At 41.4% G+C, this 18,646-nt stretch carries 16 protein-coding genes; 9 read left to right on the top strand and 7 right to left on the bottom strand.

Features of this window, described 5'->3' with window-relative positions:
• Positions 1-56: 56 nt before the first annotated feature.
• The gene (gene purU / locus V7K48_RS03020; RefSeq protein ID WP_335069480.1) at positions 57-911 is read left to right on the top strand and encodes a formyltetrahydrofolate deformylase; all 855 of its coding nucleotides are present in this window, start codon (positions 57-59) and stop codon (positions 909-911) included.
• A 471-nt stretch (positions 912-1,382) separates the two neighbouring features.
• On the opposite strand, the gene V7K48_RS03025 is transcribed toward purU, so the two are convergent.
• Genes V7K48_RS03025 through V7K48_RS03035 form a run of 3 tightly spaced genes read right to left on the bottom strand, consistent with a single transcriptional unit; the run spans position 1,383 to position 4,030 of the window.
• A complete protein-coding gene (locus V7K48_RS03025) occupies positions 1,383-2,996 on the bottom strand; it encodes an ATP-binding response regulator (RefSeq protein WP_335069482.1) in 1,614 nt (537 codons plus the stop codon).
• 53 nt (positions 2,997-3,049) lie between these two features.
• Positions 3,050-3,658, bottom strand: a complete 609-nt coding sequence (locus V7K48_RS03030) for a chemotaxis protein CheC (RefSeq protein WP_335069484.1) — start codon at positions 3,656-3,658, stop codon at positions 3,050-3,052.
• A gap of 6 nt (positions 3,659-3,664) precedes the next feature.
• Entirely contained in the window at positions 3,665-4,030 is a 366-nt protein-coding gene (locus V7K48_RS03035) for a response regulator (protein WP_335069486.1), read from the bottom strand.
• 665 nt (positions 4,031-4,695) lie between these two features.
• On the opposite strand from V7K48_RS03035, the gene V7K48_RS03040 reads away from it, so the two are divergent.
• From V7K48_RS03040 to V7K48_RS03065, 6 genes are all read left to right on the top strand, one after another.
• Entirely contained in the window at positions 4,696-6,984 is a 2,289-nt protein-coding gene (locus V7K48_RS03040; RefSeq protein ID WP_335069488.1) for a chemotaxis protein CheA, read from the top strand.
• Between the two features lie 68 nt (positions 6,985-7,052).
• Positions 7,053-7,457, top strand: coding sequence for a four helix bundle protein (locus tag V7K48_RS03045; RefSeq protein ID WP_335069490.1), 405 nt, complete (start codon positions 7,053-7,055; stop codon positions 7,455-7,457).
• Positions 7,458-7,504: 47 nt separating this feature from the next.
• Positions 7,505-7,975 (top strand): chemotaxis protein CheW, encoded by a 471-nt coding sequence (locus V7K48_RS03050; protein WP_335069492.1) that lies wholly within the window; start codon positions 7,505-7,507, stop codon positions 7,973-7,975.
• Positions 7,976-7,992: 17 nt separating this feature from the next.
• Positions 7,993-9,297, top strand: coding sequence for a methyl-accepting chemotaxis protein (locus V7K48_RS03055; protein ID WP_335069494.1), 1,305 nt, complete (start codon positions 7,993-7,995; stop codon positions 9,295-9,297).
• Between the two features lie 419 nt (positions 9,298-9,716).
• A complete protein-coding gene (locus V7K48_RS03060; protein WP_335069496.1) occupies positions 9,717-10,778 on the top strand; it encodes a protein-glutamate methylesterase/protein-glutamine glutaminase in 1,062 nt (353 codons plus the stop codon).
• Complete coding sequence (locus tag V7K48_RS03065) at positions 10,778-11,632, top strand: CheR family methyltransferase (protein ID WP_335069498.1); 855 nt, start codon at positions 10,778-10,780, stop codon at positions 11,630-11,632. Before V7K48_RS03060 ends, V7K48_RS03065 begins: the two co-directional genes overlap by 1 nt.
• Before the next feature lie 45 nt (positions 11,633-11,677).
• Here V7K48_RS03065 and V7K48_RS03070 read toward each other — a convergent pair whose 3' ends face one another.
• Together V7K48_RS03070 and V7K48_RS03075 are read right to left on the bottom strand one after the other, a co-directional pair.
• Positions 11,678-12,004: a DUF3140 domain-containing protein gene (locus V7K48_RS03070; protein ID WP_335069500.1), complete on the bottom strand. Its 327-nt coding sequence runs from the start codon at positions 12,002-12,004 to the stop codon at positions 11,678-11,680.
• A gap of 9 nt (positions 12,005-12,013) precedes the next feature.
• Positions 12,014-12,229 (bottom strand): DUF2945 domain-containing protein, encoded by a 216-nt coding sequence (locus V7K48_RS03075; RefSeq protein WP_335069502.1) that lies wholly within the window; start codon positions 12,227-12,229, stop codon positions 12,014-12,016.
• Between the two features lie 245 nt (positions 12,230-12,474).
• Between V7K48_RS03075 and V7K48_RS03080 the strand changes: the two genes are divergently transcribed.
• Positions 12,475-13,158, top strand: coding sequence for an ATP-dependent Zn protease (locus tag V7K48_RS03080; protein WP_335069504.1), 684 nt, complete (start codon positions 12,475-12,477; stop codon positions 13,156-13,158).
• Positions 13,159-13,393: 235 nt separating this feature from the next.
• Here the strand turns inward: V7K48_RS03080 and V7K48_RS03085 are convergent, their stop codons facing one another.
• Both V7K48_RS03085 and V7K48_RS03090 read right to left on the bottom strand, forming a co-directional pair.
• Positions 13,394-14,419, bottom strand: a complete 1,026-nt coding sequence (locus V7K48_RS03085; protein WP_335069514.1) for a GGDEF domain-containing protein — start codon at positions 14,417-14,419, stop codon at positions 13,394-13,396.
• Positions 14,420-15,308: 889 nt separating this feature from the next.
• A complete protein-coding gene (locus V7K48_RS03090; protein WP_335069506.1) occupies positions 15,309-15,509 on the bottom strand; it encodes a heavy-metal-associated domain-containing protein in 201 nt (66 codons plus the stop codon).
• Positions 15,510-15,760: 251 nt separating this feature from the next.
• Here V7K48_RS03090 and alaS point away from each other — a divergent pair, with 251 nt between their 5' ends.
• The gene (gene alaS, locus V7K48_RS03095; protein ID WP_335069508.1) at positions 15,761-18,403 is read left to right on the top strand and encodes an alanine--tRNA ligase; all 2,643 of its coding nucleotides are present in this window, start codon (positions 15,761-15,763) and stop codon (positions 18,401-18,403) included.
• Positions 18,404-18,646: the final 243 nt, after the last annotated feature.

Here is an 18,646-nt window from a genome sequence, read left to right on the forward strand (position 1 = left end):
AATTGCTGATTTAATGTTAAGTTGACTTCAAATCTTAATAGTTTTTCTAAGTTACTATGACAAATCCGACAGCAACACTGCTGATTTCTTGCCCCGATCAACGAGGACTGGTGGCAAAATTTGCCAACTTCATCTATTCTAATGGTGGCAATATTATCCATGCAGATCAACATACAGACTTTGCTGCTGGGTTATTCCTTACGCGCATTGAATGGCAGCTAAAGGGGTTTAATTTACCGCGAGAATTTATTGCCCCTGCATTTAATGCAATTGCTCAACCTTTAGACGCTAAGTGGGAAATACGTTTTTCTGATACTGTACCACGCATTGCTATTTGGGTAAGTCGGCAAGACCATTGTCTATTTGACTTAATTTGGCGACAACGCGCCCAAGAATTCATTGCTGAAATTCCTCTAATTATTAGCAACCATTCTAATTTAAAGGTAGTGGCAGAGCAATTTAATATCGACTTCCAGCATATTCCTATTTCTAAAGACAATAAATCAGAACAAGAAGCCCAACAACTAGAATTACTCCACCAGTACAAAATAGATTTAGTTGTCTTGGCTAAATATATGCAGATTGTTAGTGCAAACTTTATTACTCAATTTCCACAAATTATCAATATTCATCATTCATTTTTACCAGCTTTTATCGGAGCGAATCCCTATCATCGAGCTTTTGAACGTGGTGTTAAAATTATTGGTGCAACGGCTCATTATGCCACTGCTGACTTAGATGCAGGCCCGATTATTGAACAGGATGTGGTGCGAGTTAGTCACCGTGATGAAATTGATGATTTGGTGAGAAAAGGCAAAGATTTAGAGCGAGTTGTATTAGCAAGAGCCGTGCGATCGCACTTGCAAAATCGTGTATTAGTCTATGGTAACAGGACAGTAGTATTTGAGTGACTTTATCTCAAAACGAATGTAATTCGCGGCTATATATAGCGTTTTCTAAGCAACTGAGGTACACTAAAATCTTGTTTAACAAGGTTAGTAGCCTTGAAAACGTACCTCATCAGGTCAGGAACCGCTATAGCGCTTCTCGGTTGAGCCTAATACAGACCTAACCCCCAGCCCCTTGCCTTCTAGGAAAGGGAGGTACACTTCTATTCCTGGCGATCGCTACCACTCTACAAAATAAAAGTGAGTTTGTCTTTGCACTGTTGAGCGTAATATCAAATCAACGCAGATTTACTTTCTAAAATTAATTTACAGCCCTAAAATTACGCCATACTGACTGATTATTGTTTCAAGATTACACCACGAATTTTTTTCAGTTTGGAGGGTGGTTATGAATTAGATAGTCTTTGACTTACAGACTTATCTTTTGGATTTTCTGTTAGTCCGCGTGCATCAAACTTGATGACTTTTAAGATATCAGTTCTTAACAAGGGCAACGATCGCAGCTACCAGTTTGGCGGGATCGGCTGGTTTAGCGATATGGAGTTGAAATCCAGCTGTAAAAACCTGTTTTTGTGTCGTTTCTGCGGCGTAAGCAGTTAGAGCGATCGCGGGAATTTGTCCACCTAAATTGGCAGGCATCGCTCGTAATTTTCGGATCAAAGTGTAACCGTCAACTTCTGGCATACCTAGATCGCTCAACAGTAAATCTGGCTTTGACTGCATAATCGCAGTCAGTGCTTCACTGGCAGATGCTGCGATCGTCACGATTGCTCCCTGCTGTTCCAATAGAAAGGCCAGAAACTCACGGGTATCAGCATTATCATCCACAATTAACAGACGTATTCCTTCTAGTGGAGCATAAAGCATACCCAATGGATAGGAATCGTCTGATACATTGTGATTTTCCCTTCTTAATTCCAGATGTTGAAACACGGGTAGGCTAACTGTAAACGTCGCACCTTGTCCTTCTCCTAAGCTCTCAGCCCAAACTGTACCGCCATGTAACTCGACAAGTTGGCGCACGATCGCCAAACCAAGTCCTAGTCCACCAAAACTTCTAGTTGTAGCACTATCTGCCTGACGGAAATACTCAAATACATGTGGCAGAAAGTCAGGACTAATACCTTTACCCGTATCACTGACTCTCAGTTGTACCTGAGAATTAATCTGTTCTAAATAGACTTCTACCTGTCCACCAGATGGTGTGAATTTAACGGCGTTAGAGAGCAGATTCCAAATAATTTGTTGAATACGACTATTATCACCCTTCACCCGTCCAATTCCTGTATCCAAATGAAGATTAATTTGAATAGACTTTGCTTCTGCTGCCAATTGTACTGTCTCTAAAGCAGCTTCAATAGTAAAAATAAGATTAACGGTTTCTAAATTAAGTGCTAACTTGCCCTGGAGAATCCGAGAGATATCCAACAAATCTTCAATCAACTGAGCCTGTAGTTCAGCATTTCGTTCGATTGTCTCCAGGGCACGCACAGTAGTAGCTTCGTTTAATGAGCGATTTTTCAGTAGCTTTGCCCACCCCAAAATTGGATTAAGAGGAGAACGAAGTTCATGAGAGACAATTGCTAAAAATTCATCTTTGATCCGGTTTGCTTTCTCAGCAACTTCTTTCGCCTGTTGACGTTCTTCTGCTATTGCTAGAGCCTGATCACGGAGGTTTTTATATTCCTGAACTCGGAACGTTAAATCTGTAAAATCTTCAATTGAGAACAGAGCATAAAACCTATTTCCATCCAATGCAGGTACAGCTGTAACAGTTGTGTGTTGAATGCGGTATTTATCTTGGGATATAGGTACAGGAATAATATATTTATGCAGTTGAGAAGAAAAAATTGTCGGAGGACCACCTTGAAAAACTTGGCGCAATCGGCTAGCGTAACGAGGTTGATTCAGATGAGGAAAATATTCTTGTATAGAAGTTCCTAAAATCTTACTTCTCGGAATTTTTGTCCATTCCTCTAAGCAGCAGTTCCAGAAGATAACAATATAATCTGACTGTAGAACAAAAGCTCCTAAAGGAATTTTATCTAAAAGGCTAAATTTTTCCTGAGCTTGTTCAATTATATTCATTGTATTATCAAAGTTTTTTAAGACTTTTATCAACGATTTTTGCTGATATTATATTATTGCATTATTCCCATTTCCTCGTTAATTGCATTGATGAGCGCATCAAAAGTGCCTACTAGAAATATTAAAATAATATCTCCGATAATTTCCAAGCGTTCAATTGTGAATCTAGCTTGTGCCAGTAGTATTTTTGAATCACTCTCATATGCAGATAACAAGAAATTTTCAACTGTATCTTCCGAATAAACGGGCAATGTGTAGTTTACATGCCGCTTTAACACATTACTGAGTGAACCCATTACCCCATTTATTACAATGTTACCAATTTCGCTCAGGGTGCCAATTTTCACTGCATCTAAGTCAGCCGAGTCTGGATCTTCACCTGTAAGCACTGCAACCAATGTTGATGCGCTGTCAGTTGGAAAAATCAAGCTAGCAGTGCCATAGAAAGAGCCTGTAAAGGGTAGTTTTACAAATGCCAAAGTCTCCTCATGAAATCGTGTTGTTAATTCTTGATAAGCATCAGCAGCAGTTAACACTTTAACAACCGGAATTTTCAGACGAATATGAGAGTCTACCATTTCATTAAGTAGACTTGCTGCTCGACCAACTCCAATATTAATTAACTCTTGCAAGGCATCCAGTTCTTCTGCTGTCACATTCATAAAAACTCATTCCTTGGTATTAAGAACTTCTTGGACTGCCTTTCGTAATTCATTTTCTTTTGGCGGTTTATTAATAAAGTTGACTGCCCCCAGGTTATAACTTTCATTGCGTGCCCCTTCTTGGATATCGGCTGAAATGATAATTGTCGGAATTTTTAATTTTTTATCTTGCATAGCTTTCAGAAATTCAAACCCATTCATATCTGGCATTAAAAGATCCGCTAATACACAATTTGGCTGATGGTTGTAAACCATTTCTAATCCCTCACGCCCATTCGTTGCTTCTATAATTTCATAACCATCAACTTGCAAAAACTTGCGGATCATTCTGCGAGAAAAGGCTGCATCATCGATAATCAAAACCATTGCCATCAACTTTGTCCTCTTGTGCTTTAGCTTAATAATTCTTGATTTAGCTTAATTAGCCTATATTATTAATTAAAATAATCTATGTAAATAATAAATAAATATAATTTTACAATTTTCCATAAAACTGATATTTTCGGAAAAATGATAAAAGTTGCTGAAACTAATGCTATATTGTGGAGCTAAAATTTTTAATCAGGAAAGTTTTTAAAATTTGTTAAGTATTTGAAAGCCGAGTTAATTCAAGTTTTGCTTTCCGAAACAAATGCAAAATTGTTGTGTGGTGGATATCGTTTACCCACTCGATTTTTCTCAGGCTCATACCATTAAGATACATTTTGAGATATAGTTGCTTGACATCGTTTGAGTAGCACCAAGGTTGGTAAGATTTGAGAAACTGACGTTAGCCTTCACGTTGCGTCTCGTAGAGAAGCGGGCGGAACGCACGTCGCATTATTTGCACTTATAACAAAAGTCTATCTTGACGACGACTATTTTTGAAAGTTTGAGTTGAATGGCAACGAGAACATTGCATATCTCTTACTATATCATTAGGGCAAACATTATGTTTTCAGCAAAAAAGACAACATCTCTCTAAGGAGAGATATTGCTTAGATTTCAAATGAGATTAGTATTAATATAAAATATATAAATTTATAATATATCAACCAATGGAGTTAAATGAAATTGACGATGATATAGAAGCATTTCTCGTTGAAAGCTATGAGAACCTGAATCAAATTGAACGAGATATTATTGAGCTAGAAAAAGCATCTGCTGATGGTGAAGCTTTAGTTCGCATTTATCGCTTACTCCACACGCTTAAAGGAAATTGCGGCTTTTTACCATTTCCTAATTTGGAATCAGTTGCTCATGCTGGGGAGAATTTGCTCTCGTGTCTGCGCGATCGCCCTCATGCAATCACCCCTGACATTATTAGTACTTTACTACAAACAGTTGACACGATTCGGCAAATTCTGTCCCAAATTCAAACAACAAAGGATGAGGGTGATCGCAATTATTCAGTACTAATCAGGACTTTAACCCAATTGTCAGAAACTGAACCGACAGTAAGAGTCTCTCAATCGCCTTTGCCTAGTGTTAATACGCAAACGCCACAAATAGAGGCAGAAGCTCAAAGATATACAGCAGGTAGTGAGTCTGTTGAATTTCTCACTCACGAACTCACAGAAACATCAATGACAACAGCAGAATCTGCTTATATCCGAGTCAATGTTAATCTGCTAGATCAGATGATCAACCTAGTGGGTGAACTCGTTTTAGCCCGTAACCAGATAATTGGATTTAGTCCGAAGTTTAAGGATAATGGTTTTGCTGCTACCTGCCAGCGCCTTAACCTACTTACAGCCGAGTTGCAAGAAGGGGTGATGAAAACTCGGCTGCAACCAATTAGTTCCATCTGGCAAAAGTTCCCTCGCGTCACACGTGATTTAGCGATCGCTTCCGGTAAACAAGTTGAGGTGGAGATGGAGGGGGCAGATACCGAACTAGACAAAAGTATTATTGAAACAATTAAAGACCCCTTGACGCACTTAATACGTAACTGCATCGATCATGGGATTGAATTACCAGCCGAGCGGGTTGCTTGTGGTAAGCCAATCTTCGGACGGCTATTTCTCAGAGCCTTTCACGAAAGTGGTAAAGTGAATATTGAGATTGGCGACGATGGTCGCGGTCTTAATTTAGAACGGCTCAAAGCGCGATCGCAGCAACTTGGTTTAGTGAGTGCTGTACAGGCTGCGGCTATGAGCGAGTCAGAAGCGATGAACTTAATTTTTTTATCCGGCTTCTCGACTGCTGAACAGGTGACTCACCTTTCTGGGCGAGGGGTTGGGATGGATATTGTCAAGAGTAATATTGAGAAGATTAACGGAACAGTTGAAATTCACAGTCAACAGGGACAAGGAACGACCTTCAAAATCAAGATTCCGCTGACATTGGCAATTATTCCAGCATTGATTGTCAGCAGTGGAGGCGAGCGCTATGCTATTTCTCAAGCGAGTTTACAAGAGCTAGTACGCCTAGAAGCACAAGCACTTAATCGGATTGAGATATTATACGATGTGCCTGTGTATCGCTTGCGGGGTAATCTTGTACCATTGGTTTACCTCAATCAAGTGTTCCACCAGGATAGTGTCACCAACTTAGAAACACTCAGTCTGGTAATTGTGGAAGTTGATAACTATCGCTTTGGATTGGTTGTGGACACAATTGAAGACATCCAAGACATTGTAGTTAAACCCTTGGGAAAACAGTTAAAGGCGTTATCTCTATTTGCAGGAGCCACTATTTTAGGAGATGGCACAGTAGCATTAATTATTGATGTTGTCGGTCTGGCAAACCGAACTGGTATAACCGCCAAACAAAAGCAGTTGTTGAACGAGAATGGTGCAAATAGTCAAGAGCAAGCAGCCGATCACCAAACAATTTTGCTGTTTGAGGGGCCCCAAGGCGCACGCATGGGCATTCCACTAGCGATCGCATTTCGGCTCGAAGAGATTCTTGCTTCTGCTGTCGAAAAAGTGGGTAATCAGGATGTCTTGCAATCTTACGGTCAAATTATACCGCTGATTGATCTTCACAAGATATTTTGCGTTGGTGTAGCCCGCCGTACTCCTACGGAGAAGCAAGCTACGCGTAGCGTCTCGCAGAGAAGGCATCGCGATCGTAATCACCTTAACGATCAAGCTTTAGCGACAGTTGCAGAAATGCTCCAGGTAGTTATTGTCTCTCCCTATGCAGAACTCAGTGTTGGGCTAGTGGTTGATCGCATTCTCGACATTGTAGAAGAACCACTGACCATTAAAGGTATTCCTAGTAGACCTGGTGTGCTTTTCTGTGCTGTAATTCAAGGACAAATCACAGAAGTTCTTGACATTGAGACTGTAATTCGGATTACTAACCCTCATTTGCTGCAACTGGCTACGGGTGCAATGTAAAAAAGTGGGATCATAATGAAGTGAGCAGGGGAGGCAGGGGAGGCAGAGGGAGCAGAGGAGGTAAGACAATGAATAAAGAAGCTATTAAAGACCATAAAGACTTGGGAATTTATAAAATTGCCTTTGAAACTGCAATGAAAATTTTTGAGTTATCAAAAAAGTTTTCTGTGGAGGAACGATATTCTTTAACTGATCAAATTCGTCGTTCTTCTCGCTCTGTATGTGCCAACATGGCAGAAGCTTGGCAAAAACGCCGTTATGAGGCAGCATTTATAGCTAAGTTGAATGATTGTGTTCGCACGTGTCGTAGACAGGCTGAGGCATCTGAAACTCAGACTTGGACTGAATTTGCCGTCAAATACAACTATATGGATGTACAGACAGGACGAGAGCTTTACGCAAGTTACAACCAAGTTTTATCTGGTCTAGTAAATATGATTAATCATCCATTACCTTGGTTGATGAATCGTTAATCTCCCCCTGCTTCCCCTGCTGTTTTGCATCCCTACCTTGGCTACTCATGGCTGAACAACAAATTTGCACATTTTTTCTCAAAGGAGTTTACTTTGGTCTTGACGTACAGCACGTTCAAGAAGTGATTCGTCCACATGCAATGACTCGTGTACCTTTAGCACCACCAGATATCTGTGGGTTGATTAATTTACGTGGACAAATTATTACTGTCATTGATTTGCAGCGTCGATTAGAGATGAGCCAACCGCAGACACAATCAACCACAAACCTTGTAGATGAGCCGCAGGGATTTAATATCGTTGTATGTTCGGATCATGAAGTAGTTAGTCTGCTCGTTGATCATGTGGGAGATGTTTTAGAGTTTGCACAAAACACCTTTCAACCCCCACCCGCAACGTTAAAAGGTAGAATGCGTCAGATGCTAGCAGGAGCTTACCCGCTCCCAAACGGATTTTTGTTAGTTCTAGATGCCGAGAAAATTCTAGATGTTAATTTAAAAAATCAGATTATTGAGTAATTGAGGAGCGCTTTGGAATGACTACGAATCGGGCTGGCAAAACAGCCAACTCTAAATCTCCCTCGGTGGATAGTGCAGATCCGCAACCGATCGATGACAGTGTAACAAAAATGCAATTGCAAGCGTTACTAATAGCACTGAAGGCTGCAAAAAACGGTGATTTTACCGTCCGTTTAGCTGATGAGAATAATGAACTGGGTGAAATTGCCTCAGTTTTTAATGAATTGGTGAGTTTAAATCAAAACTTTGCTAACGAAGTTAATCGCTTGGCATCCGAGATTGGTATCGAAGGTAGGCTTGGTTCTCAAGCTGTTGTCAAAGGAGCAGGTGGGAGTTGGAAAGAATCGCTTGAAAACTTGAATCAGATGTCTACGAATTTAAGAGAGCAGATAAAAGGTATTAATGAAGTCAGCCTTGCCGTCGCTCAAGGAAATTTGTCCAAACAAATTGAGGCAAGCAATGCAGGAGAGTTTAAGCAGCTCACGGATAATGCAAATCAGATGATTAGCAGCCTGAGGTCTTCAATCAGACAGATGACAGAAGTGGCAACAGCAGTTGCATCTTCCTCAGAAGAACTGACCGCAGTCAGCAAAGAAATGACTGAGAACGCCGAACAAACAGCTGAGCAGGCCACTTCTGCGTCTGCCTCTGCTGAACAGGTAAGTCAGAATACTAATACAGTTGTGACTGCGGTGGAAGAGATGAATGCTAGCATTCGAGAAATTGCTAAGACCGTTACTCAAGGAGCAAGAGTCACGACTGAGGCAGTTAAAACAGCTGAGCACATGAACGAGACAATTAACAAACTCGGTCAAAGCAGCATCGAAATTGGCAAAGTTATTAAAGTCATTACCTCGATCGCAGGGCAAACAAACTTGCTAGCACTCAATGCTACTATTGAGGCGGCTAGAGCCGGGGATGCAGGTAGAGGATTTGCTGTAGTAGCAAACGAGGTGAAAGAATTAGCCAAACAAACGGCAAATGCTACTGAAGATATAAGCTTGCGAATTGAAGCAATTCAGACAGATACAAAGGGTGCGGTTCAAGCCATCACTCAAATTACTAGTATTATCAATCAGATCAACGACTTCCAAAGCACGATCGCTAGCGCTATAGAGGAACAAACTGCAACTACGAATGAAATTGGTCGAAATATGGCTGAGACAGCCAAAGGAACATCAGATATTGCCAAAAGTATTGGAATTGTAGCACTCAATACTCAAAGTACGACTACTGGAACCAGTAATACGTTACAAGCAGCCACAGAATTATCTCGAATGGCAGTAGATTTGCAGAAAGTTGTCAACCAGTTCAAGTATTAAAAGCAGGCAGTCCTGAAAAAGAGGCAGGGGGAGCAGGGGGGCAGGAGAAATATATTTTAGAATGCAACAATAAGTCTTTGAACCTCATTAATGAGTCTTTGAGCTTCATTAATGAGGCTTATAACTCCATTAAAGAGTCTTTGAACTCCATTAAAGAGGCTTATAACTCCATTAATGAGGCTCAGAACTCCATTAAAGAGGCTTATAACTCCATTAAAGAGTCTTTGAACCCCATTAATGAGTCTTTGAACTCCGCTACCCTATTCTCCTGCCTCTATCTCCTTTGCTTCTTAAGGGAACTCTAAAAATTAAATTATCCAAATTCTTGTATCCAATACAACTATCAGATTCTTCTTCCCCTGCTCCCCCTGCTCCCCTGCTCCCACAGCGATTGGATATTTTTTAATTGGAAGTCCCCAATGCCCAAAATCCGGGTACTAGTTGTTGATGACGCCGTAGTAGTACGGAGTCGAATAAGTAAAATTTTGTCTAGCGATCCAGAACTAGAGGTGGTAGGAGTCGCGGCTAACGGTCGCATTGCCCTTGCCAAAATTTCCCAAGTTAATCCTGATGTCGTCATCCTGGATATCGAGATGCCGGAGATGGATGGTTTGCAAACCCTGTCTGCTATCCGACAAATGTATCCACACTTACCAGTGATTATGTACAGTACCTCCACACGCAGCGGAGCGATCGCAACGCTCGAAGCTCTTTCTTTAGGTGCTTCAGACTATGCCACAAAACCTAGTAACTTAGGAAGTATAGAGGCAACAAATCAACATATTCGGGAAGATTTAATTCCCAAAATAAAGGTATTTGGTGGATTTTTTACAACAAACGCAATTACCCATCCAGTTGTTTTTCCTGTTCGTAGCGACATAGAGCAGGTGGAGGTTGTAGCAATTGGGGTTTCTACCGGAGGCCCGAATGCTCTGGCTGTAGTGCTTAGGGAGTTTCCAGCAGATTTATCAGTGCCGATTTTGATTGTGCAACATATGCCGCCAATGTTTACGAAACTACTAGCTGAACAATTATCTTCCAAGTGTCAAATCCCAGTAAATGAAGCGGTTTCCGGACAGATACTAGAACCTGGACACGCCTGGATTGCACCAGGAGATTTTCATCTGATTGTGCAACGCGACAAAACGGTGGTTCGACTTGCCACCCATCAAGCATTAAGAGAAAATTCCTGTCGTCCTTCAGTCGATGTGCTGTTGCGATCGGTTGCACAGGTTTATGGAGCTGGGGCGATCGCAGTCATCCTCACGGGTATGGGGCAAGATGGGTTGCATGGGTGTAAGTGCATCCGGGAGGCGGGTGGACAGGTACTTGCACAAGACAAAGCTACTAGTGTCGTCTGGGGAATGCCTAGTTTTGTCGTTAATGCCGGACTTGCCAATCAAATTGTTCCGCTTAACCAAATGGCAGATGAAATTATGCACAGAATTCGTTTCAATCAACTTCCTCTTTCAGACCTGTAATGAAGCAGATTATGGGTGTAAGCACCACTGATTTTGAGTATCTTCGGGAATTAGTTAATCATCATTCAGCGGTTGTGTTGTTTGGTGATAAAATCTATTTAGCAGAGTTACATTTGCAGCCAATTGTCGAATCGGCAGGATTCGCTTCGATCGCTGATTTGGTTACTTACTTGCAAACTCAGCCGTTTAATAGTCTTCACGTCCAGACAATCGAGGCACTAATCATTAACGAAACTTCATTCTTCCGTGATAAACACCCTTTTGAAGCATTGAAAAAATCCGTGCTACCAGAGTTAATTAAACAACGAGCAATTGAGCGATCGCTCAACATTTGGTGTGCTGCCTGCTCTAATGGACAAGAACCTTATAGCATCGCCATATTAATTTATGAACATTTTCCTATGCTTACCAGTTGGTCGCACAGGCTAATTGCTAGTGATTTTTCAACTAAGGTTTTAGCGCGTGCCCGCGAAGGCTATTATAATCAACTTGAAATTAATCGTGGACTCTCTAAAAATATTCGCGATCGGTACTTTCAAAAGCTAGATACCAGCTGGCAAATAAAGGAACAAATCCGCCAGATGGTTGATTTTCGTCAGTTGAATCTTTTGCAATCTTGGTCATCTCTGCCACAATTTGACGTTATCTTTTTACGGAATGTTTTAATCTACTTTGATATTGTCACTAAGAAAGCCTTGCTAAAAAAGATAAAGCAGCAATTAAGACCAGATGGCTACTTGTTTCTCGGAAGTGGTGAAACGACTATCAGCCTAGATGAATCATTCAAGCGGGTTTTATTTGACAAGGCTATCTGCTATCAATTGCATAATCCTGAAGTCGAAATTACCGATTGAGGTAAAAATCAGTAAGCTGCTATTTGCAGCCGCCTATGAGGTACTTTATTTAAGTGGATCGTGTCCCCAATTCTTCAAAGAGTAGCACCAGCGTGTATGTTCCAAATTACTCGATGGCTGTTGCGCCATGTGACGGTGGACGTAACTAATAACTTTCTTCATGTGCGATAGATCATCGTCGGTATAGTCATCTTTTTTCTGCAACAACTGGATGATCCGCCGCCCAGATTTATGACCAATTGACTCATCGTCGCCATCCTTTTGTCCCACAGTTTGTGACTCATTCGTATCTAGCCAAGACTCCAGTTCCTTGGGTGTCATATTCACAACTTGATGAAACTCGTCAATCACCGATTTAACATCTTTACTCATGACTAACTATTACTCCTCTACTTTCTTAAGAGCATCAGGCTTGTGAGCAGCTTGTTTTCCTGTATTATCACTTTCAACTAAGTACTGGGGGTTATCTTCACTTGCAGCGATATGGTGTTCTTTAATATCTGTAGGCGAAGTGAGTTTTTTTACTACTTTGCCAGTTGTCTTACCTTGTGAAGTGTTCCATTCAACCCGATCGCCCTTTTTGAATTGTTCAGCCACATTCATTTCCTATTTGATGTCTTATACCTACTAACGTCACATTATGTCTGCGACTTGAAAAGCAGCCATCATTCTAGTGATAGAGAAAACATCTGTTATGAAGCCAGTAATTTAATTAGGTGGAAGATGAAAAAATTAGGCGATCGCTACAACCAGCTTGATACAAAAGCTCTGCTGCATCTACACCTGTCGTAGACATTGCTTCATAATGAAAAAAGATTAAGCAGATCCTCAGAAAACTCTCAATGAGCCAGACTACCCTAAATTTAGTTGCAATATCTATCTTTCTCATGACCCTATCGGTACTGCTGGGGCCATTCTTGAATTTATCGCCGGCAGTACCGGCGCTTGCTACCTTTGCTATTTTGGGAATAGCAACTTTTGACAGTTTTAGCTTGCAAGGCAAGGGTGGTACTATCTTTTTAGATTGGATTGCTGGTTTTTCAAGTGAACACCGCGATCGCATCATCCACCACGAAGCAGGGCATTTCTTAGTTGCTTATCTGTTGGGTATTCCCATTACTGGTTACACCCTCAGCGCTTGGGAAGCCTGGAAACAGGGGCAATCTGGGCAAGGCGGCGTTAGCTTTGATGATGGCGAATTAGCATCTCAACTAGAAGTGGGTAAAATCAGTGCCCAAATGCTAGACCGCTACTGCACTGTTTGGATGGCGGGTATTGCTGCTGAAAACCTAGTTTTTAATAATGCTGAGGGTGGAGCTGATGATAAAAACAAGCTAATAGGAGTCTTGACAATTTTGGGCTTTTCTGAATCAGTTTATCAGCAGAAACTGCGGTTTCATGCCCTTCAGGCAAAAACTTTACTGCAAGAAAATTGGTCTAGCTACGAGGCTTTAGTTAATGCCATGCGACAACGGACTTCGGTAGAAGATTGTCATGCTGAGTTAGGAGTAGGGAGTAGAGAGTAGAGAGCAGGCGAGGCATACTTCTCTTCTTAGGCTGCGCCTTAAGCGAAGCTATGCCGTAGGCTTTACGACTCCGCTCAGTAACTACGGGAAGCAGGGGGAAATGAAGGAGGGAGAAGAATTAATAATCAATACTTTTCTACGAGAGGCTGTGCCAACGCTTAAAGCGCAGCCTAAGAAGAGAAGCTATGCCGCAGGCTTTACGACGCCGCTCAGTACAAGTGCCCAATGTTTACTTTTAAGAAGAAACAGCCTTCAGATGTGAGACATGAGATAAATAGTTTGAGCTAATAACCCGATTACGCCCAGCGGTTTTAGCATGTAGCAAGCATTGATCGGCACGATACAACAGACTCTCTCCTTGATCATCATCCTCAGCTTTCAGACAGGCTGTGCCCAAGCTAATGGTAATATTAATTGTCAGTTGATTGCTGAGTGAAAATGGTTCGTCGCTGATTACCCGATTGAGACGACGGGCCACAACTAGTGCTTCCTCATCAGTAGTGTTAGCCAGAAGAATCACAAATTCTTCGCCACCATAGCGGAATGCTGTGTCTTGACAGCGCAGATTGTGTCGCAGACGCTGAGACAGCACCTGCAAGATGCGATCGCCTACTAAATGCCCGTGAGTATCGTTAACTTTCTTGAAATGATCGACATCCAGAATAATTAAACTCAAAGAAGTTTTTTGAGTCCTAGCTCTTTTAATTTGTCTGGGTAAGTCCCATTCTAAAGCACGACGATTATTTAATTCTGTCAACGAATCGGCTAAGGCGATCGCTGATAACATATCATTTGTCCGAATCAAATCTCGGTATTTTTGCACTTTCTGCAAGCAAACAGTTAATTGAGCAAGTATTAATCCATGATTGGCGCTCAATTTTGCCAAGCTATGGTCTGTTTTTTCTTCAATAAGATGCCAAATATAAGCATCGGCTCCTTGATTTAATGCCTCAGCATTCATCTCAAATTCCCTTTGCCAACCATACATATTTCTATCAGTAAGCTGCTGGGGACGATCCTCGAAGAGAATACAGTATATCCAGGATAGCTTTGTCTGGTCTTTCAACCAACTACACAATTCCATACTGCCATCCAAGCTAGCCTGCACAAGTATTATATCGGGGAGCCTAATTTGAATCTGCGATACTGCCTGAATAAGATTGTCTATAACTTCTACACTAAAAGCAGTCGGAAAACGGATCTGATCTGGAAGTGTGGCGATAAAGTTATTCTTTCCAAAGACTAAAATAGAAATATTGATTGCTTTATTTTTTATCATAATTTCAATTTTCAAGAGATTAACTTACTAAAACTTGTTGTTCTTGTTGCCTAATACCAAATATATTGTTTTAGGCAGAGTTATATTTCTTGATATCTGATTTTTTAAATGCTGAATCTACAATAAATTTCCACCTTTGATCTCGTCTTAAGGCTTTATATTTACTACAGGTTCTGAAATCTCCTCTTCTGACAACTAATGTCTTCTTTACAGTATATTTTTAAAACAGTAGAAACACTGAATATTATTTGTACCCCTAAAAATTATTTCTGTAGTTTCTTAAGTATTATTTTATTGAGGGAATTACCAAAATAAATCGTTTGCAATAACTGCCACATTAGGCAGGTGATTTCCCGTCAAGGGATAAAAATAAAAAATTTATAAGATTTTTTCATTCAATTATCAAAAAGAGCAGTTAAGCCTTTTTATTGAAGAACTAGTACAGCGGGCGTGTAAATCCAGCTACCATCTCAATTAACCAGGCTCGATTGAGCAACTAATTAAAGGTAGGCAAACTGACGCCACACTGTACTAGGCTTTATATTAAGTATCAAGTTAGGGATTTAATTGTAAAAAAACACGAATTAGATAGGCAGCAAAACCCACTCTTACTAAGGCAAGTAGTTTTCTGGTTTTAACATTGCTACAATTACAGATCAAATTTATCAGATAAAAAATTTATAATTTTAAGTGAGGTTTGAACCAAAAGATCACAATGTGTTAGTAGGAGAAACGAAATGTTTCTGCTTACGCTTAATTTAGGGAAATTAATTAGTTTTAGCCTTTTCCACGGGTGGAAATAATAGAAAAAATCTTGCTAGCATAACCTAAGATATTAAAATCTAAACTTTTGTGAAAAGCTAGAATCGGATCAATAACCTTCAACAGTGTAACCAGCAGCAACAATTACCTGTTTGATTGACTCCTCAGAAGCTGCGGATTCTACCGTAACAGTTTTAGCATTAACATCGACATTCACCTTGGCTTCAGGTTCCATAACATGGATGGATTCAGTAATTGTTTCTGCACATCCTTCACAAGCAATATTTGATACTTTCAGCTTTAGTGCCATTTGTTACCTCGGTATGAGAATTTGAAATCATTTCTTAATGATTAATCTTAACGATCAAAATGCGATCGCGCATCCTACTAAAGTAAGGTAATTGTGTAAAAGCAGCATAATAACTGCATATAGCTGATCGACTGGCACGATTTGCTGGCAGTAATATGAAACAAAATGCAAGAATATATAAAGCTATTTATAAAAATACACTTATATAGTGCCGCTACGCCCAAGTCTAAAGTCTAAAGTGAAAAACACCCATGTCTTCAAATCTTCAGTACCTAAGCGGTAACGAAATTCGCAACATATTCCTCGACTTCTTTGCCCAACGGGAACACCAAATTCTCCCAAGTGCCTCCCTCGTGCCAGAAGACCCAACCGTGCTGTTGACGATCGCAGGGATGCTACCATTTAAGCCGATATTCTTGGGACAACGCACACCAGAATTTAAGCGGGCTACGACTTCCCAAAAGTGTATCCGCACCAACGACATCGAAAATGTTGGACGCACTAAACGGCATCACACGTTCTTTGAGATGCTGGGTAATTTCAGCTTTGGTGATTATTTTAAAGAACAAGCGATCGCTTGGGGTTGGGAAATTTCCACACAAGTCTTTGGCTTTTCCCCCCAAAATCTCGTCGTCAGCGTTTTTGAAGATGATGATGAAGCCTTTGAGATTTGGCGTGATCAAATCGGTGTACCGATAGCGAGAATTAAGCGTCTGGGCGAAGATGATAACTTTTGGGTATCTGGCCCGACTGGGCCTTGTGGGCCTTGTTCAGAAATATATTACGACTTCCACCCCGAACGTGGTGACGAAAATATAGATTTAGAAGACGATTCCCGGTTCATCGAGTTTTACAACCTTGTCTTCATGCAATATAACCGGGATGTATCAGGCAATTTAACGCCGCTGCAAAACAAGAACATTGACACCGGCATGGGTTTGGAGAGAATGGCGCAAATCCTCCAAAAAGTGCCCAATAACTACGAAACTGACCTAATTTTCCCAATTATCCAAACAGCCGCGCAAATTGCTGGCATTGACTACCACAGCAGTGATGAAAAAACTAAAACTTCCTTAAAAGTTATTGGTGATCATGTTCGTTCTGTTGTCCACATGATCGCCGATGAAATTCGTGCTTCTAACGTGGGACGGGGTTATGTGCTGCGGCGGTTAATTCGGCGTGTGGTGCGTCATGGGCGATTAATTGGGATTTCTGGTGAATTTACTACCCAAGTTGCGGAAACTGCGATCGTTCTTTCTGAATCAGCTTACCCCAATGTGCGCCAACGGGAAGCAGGAATTAAAGCTGAACTGCAACGGGAAGAATCTAATTTCCTCACGACTCTTGACAGAGGCGAAAAACTGCTGGAGGAAATCATCCAAGAACTGAAACAGCAGGGAAACATCCAAATTAGCGGTAAAAGTGCCTTTAAACTCTATGATACCTACGGTTTCCCACTCGAACTAACTCAGGAAATTGCTGCTGAAAATGACCTCACAGTTGATGTTGAAGGATTTGAGGCAGAAATGGAAATCCAAAAAGGACGTGGTAGAGATGCACACGAAACCATCGATTTAACTGTGCAAGGTTCTCTCGACAAACTCGCAGAACACATCCAATCTACCGAGTTTTTAGGCTATACCCAACCTGCAACAACGGCGAAAGTCGAAGCGATTTTGGTAGAAGGTGTTTCCCAAGAGGAAGCAGAAGCGGGAACACAAGTGCAAATTGTTCTTGACAAAACGCCATTTTATGCTGAATCCGGGGGACAAATCGGCGATCGCGGTTATATCTCTGGTGATGGTATCCTAATCCGGGTGGAAGATATGAAGAAAGAATCTGATTTCTTTGTTCACTTCGGACGCATCGAACGCGGTACATTGCGCGTAGGCGATCATGTTACAGCCCAAATTGATCCGGCTTGTCGGCGTCGCGCCCAAGCTAACCATACTGCAACGCACCTATTGCAAGCGGCGCTGAAGAAAATTGTTGATGATGGCATATCTCAAGCTGGTTCCCTGGTTTCCTTTGACAGGTTGCGCTTTGACTTCAACTGTCCGCGTGCGTTGACAGCAGAGGAAGTCCAACAAATTGAGGAACAGGTGAACACTTGGATTGCCGAAGCACATGCTGCCAAAGTGGAAGTGTTACCTTTAGCAGAGGCGAAAGCTAGGGGTGCTGTTGCAATGTTCGGCGAAAAATACGGCGAGGAAGTACGGGTGATTGACTTCCCTAACGTATCAATGGAACTATGCGGTGGAACCCATGTCAGTAACACTGCTGAAATTGGCGTGTTCAAGATTATCTCAGAAGCTGGAGTAGCTTCTGGGGTGCGGCGTATTGAAGCTGTTTCGGGGCCGGCAATACTGGATTATCTCAATCTTCGCGATAAAGTAGTTAAGGATTTGAGCGATCGCTTTAAAGTTAAACCTGAAGAATTACCAGACAGAATTACAAGTCTGCAAAGCGAACTCAGAACCAGCCAGAAGGAACTAGAAACCTTGAAGGTACAGTTAGCGATCGCTAAATCTGACAGCTTGTTGCAAACAGCAGAATCTGTAGGCGATTATAAAATTATCGTCGCTCAATTAGAAGATGTTGATCCAGAATCATTGAAAACCGCAGCCGAACGCTTACTGCAAAAACTGGGTAACGGTGCAGTGGTGCTGGGTTCTGTTCCTGAAGAAGGGAAGGTTAGCATAGTTGCAGCTTTTAGTCAAGAAATGAACAAAAAAGGTTTGCAAGCTGGTAAATTTGTGGGTGCGATCGCTAAAATCTGCGGTGGCGGTGGCGGTGGAAGACCGAACTTAGCCCAAGCCGGCGGACGCGATGCGAGTAAATTACCAGAAGCGTTGGAACAAGCACAAAGTGAGTTAAAATCCGCGTTGAGTTAACCATCTTCTAGTTCAACGAGAAGGAAAAGTGTAACGCACCGCTCGAATTGATAGTTTGCATACCTTTAACAAGGGGCTTAAACCCCTTGTCTGTTCTATCGAGTAGCAATCAGCATGATAAACCTTCAAAATCAGTCTGTCCCAATGATAAGCTGTTCCACATCTAAGTTGCATAAAATAGTAACAAGATAAATACCAGTTTGTGTATCATGCCAGTCAAAGGTTTCCTCAAGGTTGAACAGA

The sequence above is a fragment of the Nostoc sp. genome (genome assembly GCF_036919615.1).
Taxonomy (GTDB): domain Bacteria; phylum Cyanobacteriota; class Cyanobacteriia; order Cyanobacteriales; family Nostocaceae; genus Nostoc.

Excerpts from the sequence above, each read along its gene's own strand:
- V7K48_RS03065 (WP_335069498.1), top strand. The coding sequence starts at position 10,778 with ATGAAGCAGATTATGGGTGTAAGCACCACTGATTTTGAGTATCTTCGG.
- V7K48_RS03060 (WP_335069496.1), top strand. The coding sequence starts at position 9,717 with ATGCCCAAAATCCGGGTACTAGTTGTTGATGACGCCGTAGTAGTACGG.
- V7K48_RS03080 (WP_335069504.1), top strand. The coding sequence starts at position 12,475 with ATGAGCCAGACTACCCTAAATTTAGTTGCAATATCTATCTTTCTCATG.
- V7K48_RS03040 (WP_335069488.1), top strand. The coding sequence starts at position 4,696 with ATGGAGTTAAATGAAATTGACGATGATATAGAAGCATTTCTCGTTGAA.
- V7K48_RS03090 (WP_335069506.1), bottom strand. The coding sequence starts at position 15,509 with ATGGCACTAAAGCTGAAAGTATCAAATATTGCTTGTGAAGGATGTGCA.
- V7K48_RS03025 (WP_335069482.1), bottom strand. The coding sequence starts at position 2,996 with ATGAATATAATTGAACAAGCTCAGGAAAAATTTAGCCTTTTAGATAAA.
- V7K48_RS03045 (WP_335069490.1), top strand. The coding sequence starts at position 7,053 with ATGAATAAAGAAGCTATTAAAGACCATAAAGACTTGGGAATTTATAAA.
- purU (WP_335069480.1), top strand. The coding sequence starts at position 57 with ATGACAAATCCGACAGCAACACTGCTGATTTCTTGCCCCGATCAACGA.
- V7K48_RS03030 (WP_335069484.1), bottom strand. The coding sequence starts at position 3,658 with ATGAATGTGACAGCAGAAGAACTGGATGCCTTGCAAGAGTTAATTAAT.
- V7K48_RS03035 (WP_335069486.1), bottom strand. The coding sequence starts at position 4,030 with ATGGCAATGGTTTTGATTATCGATGATGCAGCCTTTTCTCGCAGAATG.
- V7K48_RS03070 (WP_335069500.1), bottom strand. The coding sequence starts at position 12,004 with ATGAGTAAAGATGTTAAATCGGTGATTGACGAGTTTCATCAAGTTGTG.
- alaS (WP_335069508.1), top strand. The coding sequence starts at position 15,761 with ATGTCTTCAAATCTTCAGTACCTAAGCGGTAACGAAATTCGCAACATA.
- V7K48_RS03050 (WP_335069492.1), top strand. The coding sequence starts at position 7,505 with ATGGCTGAACAACAAATTTGCACATTTTTTCTCAAAGGAGTTTACTTT.
- V7K48_RS03055 (WP_335069494.1), top strand. The coding sequence starts at position 7,993 with ATGACTACGAATCGGGCTGGCAAAACAGCCAACTCTAAATCTCCCTCG.